This window comes from Brevibacillus sp. NRRL NRS-603, from assembly GCF_003013445.1.
GTDB lineage: Bacteria > Bacillota > Bacilli > Brevibacillales > Brevibacillaceae > Brevibacillus > Brevibacillus formosus.
The window spans coordinates 1-7,776 of sequence record NZ_PXZN01000064.1 but is presented as its reverse complement, the minus strand read 5'-3'; the positions used below and the strand labels follow the sequence as shown (position 1 = coordinate 7,776).

Sequence of the window (7,776 nt, the reverse complement as noted above, 5' to 3'; positions counted from 1 at the left end):
TTTCGCAAGATGATCCCAAAATACATGCCGGATGTACCTGGTAACGCATTCGAAAAAGGCGGCGTTTATAAGTACGTACTGATTGATGTGGAAACAAAGCCAACAGTGAAGCTCATTCATTTGACCGCTGTCAGCACAGTAGCGGATGTACAGAGCGAAGTAGACCGTTACAAGGGTCATTTCGAAAAGCTGCCTGTACTCGCTGACTTGGGGAATGGATACTATTCCATCGATCATGACCGGCTCGGGTTAAAAGCGTGGCAGGTGCCGTCTACGATGGGGACTTACTTATTGCCACTGGTCATGAACGCTGAAGGTATAGTCGGGATTGATTATGCTGCAGATATCGCGCAATTGCTTCGGGAGACAAAAGTAACCGTGCCGGAAAAAACAGATCCGAGGTACGTGCTTGCGCGCAATTCCATGTTTGTGCCCGCGAAATCGTTTCCATATGAAATGGTCGATGGTGAACCGAAGCTTCTCAAACTAAATTAACTTCGTGAAAAACGACTCTGATCAGGGTCGTTTTTTTTGTTCTAGTTAACGCAAAAATACATATATTTGTACTGTCCACAAAACTAGTACGAGATTCCCTACGAAAATACTGGCGGTCAGGGATAATTCGGAAAATCGGTCATAGTGTAAAAATAGACAAATAGAAGGAGGTCATCGATGGTGGAACGAGTCGACATCTTTAAAGACATTGCCGAGCGGACGGGCGGAGACATCTACCTCGGAGTGGTAGGCCCTGTTCGTACGGGAAAGTCGACCTTTATCAAGCGGTTTATGGAGCAAGTTGTAATCCCGAATATCAACTCTGAAGCGGAGCGGATACGAGCGACAGACGAGTTGCCGCAGAGTGCTTCAGGACGAACAATCATGACAACCGAACCCAAATTTGTTCCGAATCAGGCCGTTAACGTACATGTGACAGAAGGACTCAGCATCAATGTCCGCCTCGTTGACTGCGTTGGCTATACGGTGCAAGGGGCAAAGGGCTTCGAAGACGACAATGGTCCAAGAATGGTAAATACACCGTGGTATGAAGAGCCTGTACCATTTGAGGAAGCGGCGGAAGTCGGAACGCGCAAGGTGATCCAGGAACACTCAACCATCGGGATTGTTGTGACGACGGATGGCAGCATCGCGGAAATACCGCGTGTAGGATACATCGATGCAGAGGAGCGGGTTGTAAACGAGTTGAAGGAAGTCGGAAAACCGTTCGTGATCGTTGTGAACTCGACGCGTCCGCGCTCCGACGAAGCACAAAACCTTCGTGTACAGCTCCAGGAAAAATACGATGTACCAGTTGTGGCCTTGTCGGTTGATCATATGACAGAGCAGGAAATCTTGCTCCTCATGAGAGAAGTCCTGTTTGAATTCCCAGTTCATGAAGTAAATGTTAATCTGCCGAGCTGGGTAATGGTGCTGGAAAACGGGCACTGGCTGCGTCAGAACTACGAGGAAGCTGTACGTGAGACCGTGCAGGACATCCGCCGGTTACGCGATGTGGACCGTGTCGTCGGCTTCTTCAATGACTATGACTTCGTAGAGAGAGCCTCTCTTGCTGGTATGCACATGGGGCAAGGAATTGCAGAGATTGATCTCTACGCGCCAGATGAACTGTATGACCGCATCTTGATGGAAATTGTCGGTGTAGAGATAAATGGCAAAGACCACTTGCTGAAAATCATGCAGGAGTTCGCACATGCCAAGCGCGAATTTGATCAGGTAGCAGAAGCATTGCACATGGTCCGAAGTACGGGCTACGGTATAGCAGCCCCGTCGTTGCATGAAATGACCTTGGACGAACCTGAACTAATCCGCCAGGGACCGCGCTTTGGAGTCAGACTCAAAGCAACAGCACCGTCTATTCACATGATTCGGGTGGATGTCGAGTCCGAATTCGCTCCGATTATCGGAACAGAGAAGCAGAGTGAGGAGCTTGTCCGCTATCTAATGCAAGATTTTGACAAAGACCCGCTTTCCATCTGGAACTCTGATATTTTTGGACGCTCGCTCCATTCCATCGTAAGAGAGGGTATTCAGGCAAAAATTACCATGATGCCAGACAACGCCAGATACAAATTACAGGAGACTTTGGGTCGAATCATCAACGAGGGATCGGGTGGCCTGATTGCGATCATACTCTAATAATAGTTCTAAAGTCCTATAAACAACAAATAGAGGGAAGGCATCTGACATGACGAGATGCCTTTTTTTCTTGTATTTCGTTCAATTTCGACAGGAGGGGCTTGAATTTAAGAAATCGGTGTATTACTATAAGCTTGTCAGATCGGTAAAAACAACCATTCGTGTATAAAACGCTTCGTTTCGGTTAAGAAAAATAATAGCTAGGACTTGGTGTTCTTTGAGGGGAGGTGAATAAAATGAACAAAACAGAACTGATTGCAAAAGTGGCTGAAACCACAGAACTCACCAAGAAAGATGCAACGAAAGCAGTTGATGCAGTTCTTGACGCAATTGCAGATGCATTGAAAACTGGTGATAAAGTCCAACTGATCGGCTTTGGTAACTTCGAAGTTCGTGAACGTGCGGCTCGTAAAGGTCGTAACCCACAAACTGGTGAAGAGATCGAAATCGCTTCCAGCAAAGTACCTGCGTTTAAACCAGGTAAACAACTCAAAGACTCCATCAAGTAGTTGTTTCTTTTGAGAACGAAGCACTTACATAAAAAAATCCACATTGATATAATGTGGATTTTTTTCTATGTACATACAGTTTGCCTATGAAAATTCTGGGATATCTTTTTGTCTTTTTTTAAACGATATGGTAAGATTGGCTTTGATCGCGAGCAGGCACTAAGTCTGGTGCTGATTTGGAGCAGGCAGACCGTAGTGATGAGAAACAAGGCGTATGCCGTTACGTAGGAGGTACAATGATGAACGTCGACTTAGATAAAATACAGCAAGCTGTTCGCATGATCCTTGAGGCAGTGGGGGATGATCCTGATCGTGAAGGAGTGCTGGATACCCCTAAGCGAGTTGCGAAAATGTACGCCGAAGTATTTGAGGGCATGCATATAGACGAAGAGCAGTATTTCGAGACTGTCTTTAGCGAAGATCATGAGGAAATGGTGTTGGTAAAGGACATTCCGTTTTACTCCATGTGTGAGCATCACTTGGTTCCCTTCTTCGGAAAAGCGCATGTCGCTTATGTACCGCGTGGAGGCCGCGTAGTAGGGCTGAGCAAGCTCGCGCGTGCGGTCGATACCGTGGCGAAACGTCCGCAGTTGCAGGAACGAATTACCGCGACAGTAGCTGACGCGATTATGCGCAAGCTCGATCCGCACGGCGTGGTTGTGGTAGTAGAAGCTGAGCATATGTGCATGACGATGCGTGGCGTGAAAAAGCCAGGCTCGAAAACGATCACCTCTGCAGTTCGCGGTATGTTTGAGAAGGATGCGGCTGCGCGTGCAGAAGTTATTAGTTTAATGCGCTAATCAGAATGCAAAAATAAGGAAATTATATTGACTTATATAGGTAAAATATTGTATAGTACGGATGTACAGTCGGGATGTGGCGCAGCCCGGTAGCGCGCACCCTTGGGGTGGGTGAGGTCCAGGGTTCGAATCCCTGCATTCCGACCATCTGCATATAACGATCAGAAGCCTTGAGCAAAGGCTTCTTTTTTTATGTGAAATGGCTACTCTCCCAAGTCGTACCATTTTGCTATTGGCTTCCTGACCTTTCTTTTTTATAATGATAGGTAGACAAGCTAGGGAAGGGTTGTTCAATGCTATGAAGGTGCCTGTATCACTTCAACCATATTTGCAAACATTGCCGCAAAACTATGATGCCTCTTCGCTTTCGTATGGAGACGAGGGGCTCTTCTCGGACATCTTGCAGTCCCAGTTAGCAACAACCGGCCAGCGGGTAATCAGTTCACAGGAGATTTTGGCCAAACTAGATGGCTCCAGGAGCTGGAAGATTCCTACCCAGATTCAAAATGAGCAGTCCCTGTCTTTTGCAAAAGGGTCATCTGTTCCTGCCCAGGAAATCTTGGAGAAGATTGATCAGACAGCGAAAGCGATCGGAGTGAATGTTGATCTGGTGAGAGAGGTCGTCAGAGCCGAATCCAATTTCAATCCGAATGTAGAATCCCACGCTGGGGCTAAGGGCTTGATGCAGCTGATGGACAATACGGCAAAAGCCATGCAAGTCCGCAATGTATACGATCCTGATGAAAACCTTAAAGGTGGAACGAAATATTTGAAATCGCTTTTGGATCGTTATGATGGAGATGTGAAAGTGGCACTTGCTGCTTACAATGCTGGTCCTGGTCGGATGAGTCGTCTGGGAATCAGCAGTGATGACGAGCTAGAAGCGAAGTTTGACCAATTGCCGCAAGAGACACAGCGCTATGTAGACAAGATCATGAGCCGACTGGAGTCAGAAGGGGCATCATACTAGACGTACGCGCATACCGTATTGGTCAGGAGGAAACACATTGGCACAACCATCGGGATTTAATCAAGATTATTTTGTAGTCAAAGCAAAGGAAAATGGCGTTCATGTGATCGGATTAACAAGAGGCTCGGATACGCGTTTTCATCATACAGAGAAGCTCGATAAAGGCGAAGTGATGATTTTTCAATTTACGGAGCACACCTCTGCGATCAAGGTGCGAGGAAAAGCAGTAATTTATTCGCAGCATGGTGTCGTGGATACGACTGAATAAAGAACGAGCGTTTTGCTAAGAAGCAGGCATAGCCTGCTTTTTTTGTTTGTACAATGGAGGAGAGGAGGGATGTCTATGCCGCGCCAATTGTTGATGGCGATTGCTGTTTCCACTTTACTGGCTCTGATGCTGTCACTCGTTCCCACAAATCAGTGGATGCAAGCGGATATACCGACATTTCAGTCAGCACATGCCATTCACTTAAGCGAGCAAAATGCCCTTGATTTGTTTACAAGGATGTCGACACATTATAATATTAAGCGTATAAAATGGGAAAACCCATCGATCTATGTCGATTTTGCGGTGAAACCTGCCGAAAAAGTAGACTTAAACACCGTCTATCAAGATTTTTACCGTTTGACATACGACTTGCGTACCTATGCAGACAATGTCGGGCCCGTGTACTATCGCTTGTTGGAGGAGACGGATCCACCAAAAGAATCGAGATTATTGATTGCCATACAATCGACAACTGGAAATCTCACAGGACATGACAAACCTTTGACCGACCCATCTGATATCCAGACCTTTGTAAGCAGTACATTTCCTATTCGAATCGAGCCGTATTTTTATGAGCGAATTAGTCCCTGATGGAAGAAGTATGGTATGATAGTAGAGACGGCCTTTTGACCGGACGGCAGAGGAAGACCGAAGAGTAAGGACAGTACGGAACAGGCAGACATCTTTAGGTTGTGCAGCTTGTGGAGGAGGACGCATGAGCAAAGAACTTTCCCCGAATGTAGAAGAGGTTCGGTCCATTATCGAACAAATCTACAAGAGAATCACCCATTCCTATGTAGAACATTATGTTGACGTTCCTTCCATGGCGGAAAATCGTCTAGAGCTGTTGTACCTTTTTTTGCTGGAACACGGCATGCCGAAGGAAAAGGCTTCGGTATTATGTACAGCAACTGGACTTGTCCAATTGGGACTGGACACGCATGAGCTCGTGAAAAATGAGTACGACTCCTTACAGAGCGCGGAGCGAAACCGACAGCTGACCGTACTTGCGGGTGACTATTACAGCAGTCGCTATTATCATCTTCTGGCATCAGCGGGTGAAATCCAAGCTATTCAAGTGTTGTCGGCAGCCATTCAACGAGTGAACGAAGCGAAAATGAGGCTCTACATCGCTGGGCGAGATAGCAAGATTTTATCAGATGAAGAGTACTGGGAACTGCGAAATACGATTGATACGGGCTTATACGTGGCTTTTGTAGAGGAGTATGCCGATTCAATTGATCGCCGTCGCTTCTGGAGCGATCTAATGAAGGAAACAGCCAAGGTAGAGAGTGTGATCGGAGAGTGGGAACAGCTCAAATGGCAAGAACAAGTCCCTTTTGGTTTTGCCCGTTTTTTGCTGCAAAAACCCGGAGCTACACTCGCGCAAGTTTTGTCTGGCGTTGAGGGGAAAGCCCTCGAATTAATCGGTTTATGTGAGCAAATGGTGCGTACGCTGCATCCGGCAGAGACGCGGAACATGCTTGCTTCCATTACGGCACGGTACTCCCATCGGATCAGTCGCTTGAAGAAGGTAATTGAGGAGATGTAGCCAAGTGAACCAGACACAGATGAATGAGAAAGCAGAGTACGTTCACTCCGTTTTCGAGAGCATTGCAAACGATTACGACAAAATGAATAATGTAATCAGCTTTGGCAGTCATATTGCTTGGCGTAATTACACGATGAAGCAGATGAATATCCAGCCGGGGCATACAGCGTTGGATGTTGCTTGTGGTACAGCAGACTGGACGATTGCATTGGCTAAGGCTGTTGGAAAAGAAGGCAGTGTTGTTGGCCTTGATTTCAGCCAGAACATGCTGGATGTAGGGGCATATAAAGTGGCGAACGCAGGTGTTGGCAACAACGTAAAGCTAGTGAACGCAGATGCAATGAATCTGCCCTACGAGGATCATACATTTGACTTCGTGACAATCGGGTTTGCCCTGCGCAATGTACCGGATGTTCAGCAGGTCTTGAATGAAATGGCGCGTGTTGTGAAGCCGGGCGGTAAAGTCGTTTCTTTGGAAGTGTCCAAGCCACCATTCATTCCGTACCGGAAGCTATTCTACTTATATTTCTACAAAATTTTGCCATTTATCGCGAAGCTGACAGTCAACAAATACGAAGAGTATGCGTGGCTGCCACAATCCCTGACCAATTTCCCTGACAGTCGCGAGCTGGCAAGCATGTTTCAGAAAGCAGGCTTGGACCCGGTTCAGGTCAAATTGTTTATGGGTGGCGTATCAGCCTTGCATATTGGCACAAAGCCATAATATGGGGAGTAAACCGGTATTTCTTCACTAGATAGGAAGTGTCATAGATGGGTCTACGTAAATTAAAAATCATCTTGGAAATGATTAAATTCGAGCACTCCCTTTTTGCCTTGCCTTTTGCTTTTATGGGAGCTGTTTTGGGAAGCATTGTAGTAGAGAATGCTTGGCCTACCTGGTCGGAAATTTTTTGGGTGACGGTAGCGATGGTAGGCGCTCGCAGTGCAGCGATGTCCTTAAACCGTGTCATCGACCGGGTAATTGATGCGAAAAATCCTCGGACGGTCACAAGAGCGATTCCGGCTGGCCTCATTTCGATAGTGGAAGTCATTTTGTTTATCGTGGTGTCCTTTGCGGTGTTGTTCATTGCCGCATTCCAGTTAAATGATTTGGCTGTGAAACTGTTGCCGCTCGCTGTGTTTGTTCTTGTACTTTATTCCTATACGAAACGCTTTACTTGGCTTTGTCACTTTGTTCTCGGGGTTGCCATCGGTTTTGGTCCGCTAGGGGGCTGGGTAGCGACAACGGGTCAAGTAGATGGCATCGGCCTTCTGTTGTTTGCATCCGTTATGTTCTGGACAGCGGGATTTGATATCATTTATGCCTGTCAGGACGCCGATTTTGACCGGAAAGAAGGACTTTATTCCATGCCTAGCCGCTTCGGAATTGCCAACGCACTTCTGATTGCCCGCGTTTGCCACGTCCTTACTTTCGTTGGTCTGATGTCGTTGTATGTAGTTGCAGACTTGTCGATTTGGTTCCTGTTAGGTGTACTCATTTCGGGTGCGATTTTGATTTATGA

General features: G+C 46.7%; 10 protein-coding genes and 1 tRNA gene. All 11 read left to right on the top strand.

Going from position 1 to position 7,776, the window contains the following annotated elements; genetic code table 11:
• Positions 1-495, top strand: a 495-nt coding sequence (locus tag C7R94_RS27300) for a hypothetical protein (protein WP_106785737.1), incomplete at its 5' end; no start/stop codon positions are given.
• A 180-nt stretch (positions 496-675) separates the two neighbouring features.
• Positions 676-2,154: a stage IV sporulation protein A gene (gene spoIVA, locus C7R94_RS27295; RefSeq protein ID WP_047069484.1), complete on the top strand. Its 1,479-nt coding sequence runs from the start codon at positions 676-678 to the stop codon at positions 2,152-2,154.
• Positions 2,155-2,390: 236 nt separating this feature from the next.
• Positions 2,391-2,663, top strand: coding sequence for an HU family DNA-binding protein (locus tag C7R94_RS27290; protein WP_005831316.1), 273 nt, complete (start codon positions 2,391-2,393; stop codon positions 2,661-2,663).
• Positions 2,664-2,899: 236 nt separating this feature from the next.
• Positions 2,900-3,463 (top strand): GTP cyclohydrolase I FolE, encoded by a 564-nt coding sequence (folE, locus tag C7R94_RS27285; RefSeq protein WP_173609515.1) that lies wholly within the window; start codon positions 2,900-2,902, stop codon positions 3,461-3,463.
• 70 nt (positions 3,464-3,533) lie between these two features.
• Positions 3,534-3,610, top strand: a tRNA-Pro gene (locus tag C7R94_RS27280).
• 112 nt (positions 3,611-3,722) lie between these two features.
• Positions 3,723-4,433: a lytic transglycosylase domain-containing protein gene (locus C7R94_RS27275; protein WP_106785736.1), complete on the top strand. Its 711-nt coding sequence runs from the start codon at positions 3,723-3,725 to the stop codon at positions 4,431-4,433.
• Between the two features lie 37 nt (positions 4,434-4,470).
• On the top strand, positions 4,471-4,701 hold the full coding sequence (mtrB, locus tag C7R94_RS27270) for a trp RNA-binding attenuation protein MtrB (RefSeq protein WP_047068979.1): 231 nt from the start codon (positions 4,471-4,473) through the stop codon (positions 4,699-4,701).
• A 75-nt stretch (positions 4,702-4,776) separates the two neighbouring features.
• Positions 4,777-5,292: a hypothetical protein gene (locus C7R94_RS27265; protein ID WP_106785735.1), complete on the top strand. Its 516-nt coding sequence runs from the start codon at positions 4,777-4,779 to the stop codon at positions 5,290-5,292.
• 124 nt (positions 5,293-5,416) lie between these two features.
• Positions 5,417-6,253, top strand: coding sequence for a heptaprenyl diphosphate synthase component 1 (locus C7R94_RS27260; RefSeq protein WP_106785734.1), 837 nt, complete (start codon positions 5,417-5,419; stop codon positions 6,251-6,253).
• 4 nt (positions 6,254-6,257) lie between these two features.
• Entirely contained in the window at positions 6,258-6,977 is a 720-nt protein-coding gene (locus C7R94_RS27255) for a demethylmenaquinone methyltransferase (protein WP_017248113.1), read from the top strand.
• A 47-nt stretch (positions 6,978-7,024) separates the two neighbouring features.
• A partial coding sequence (locus C7R94_RS27250; protein ID WP_106785733.1) for a UbiA-like polyprenyltransferase occupies positions 7,025-7,776 on the top strand: 752 nt, incomplete at its 3' end.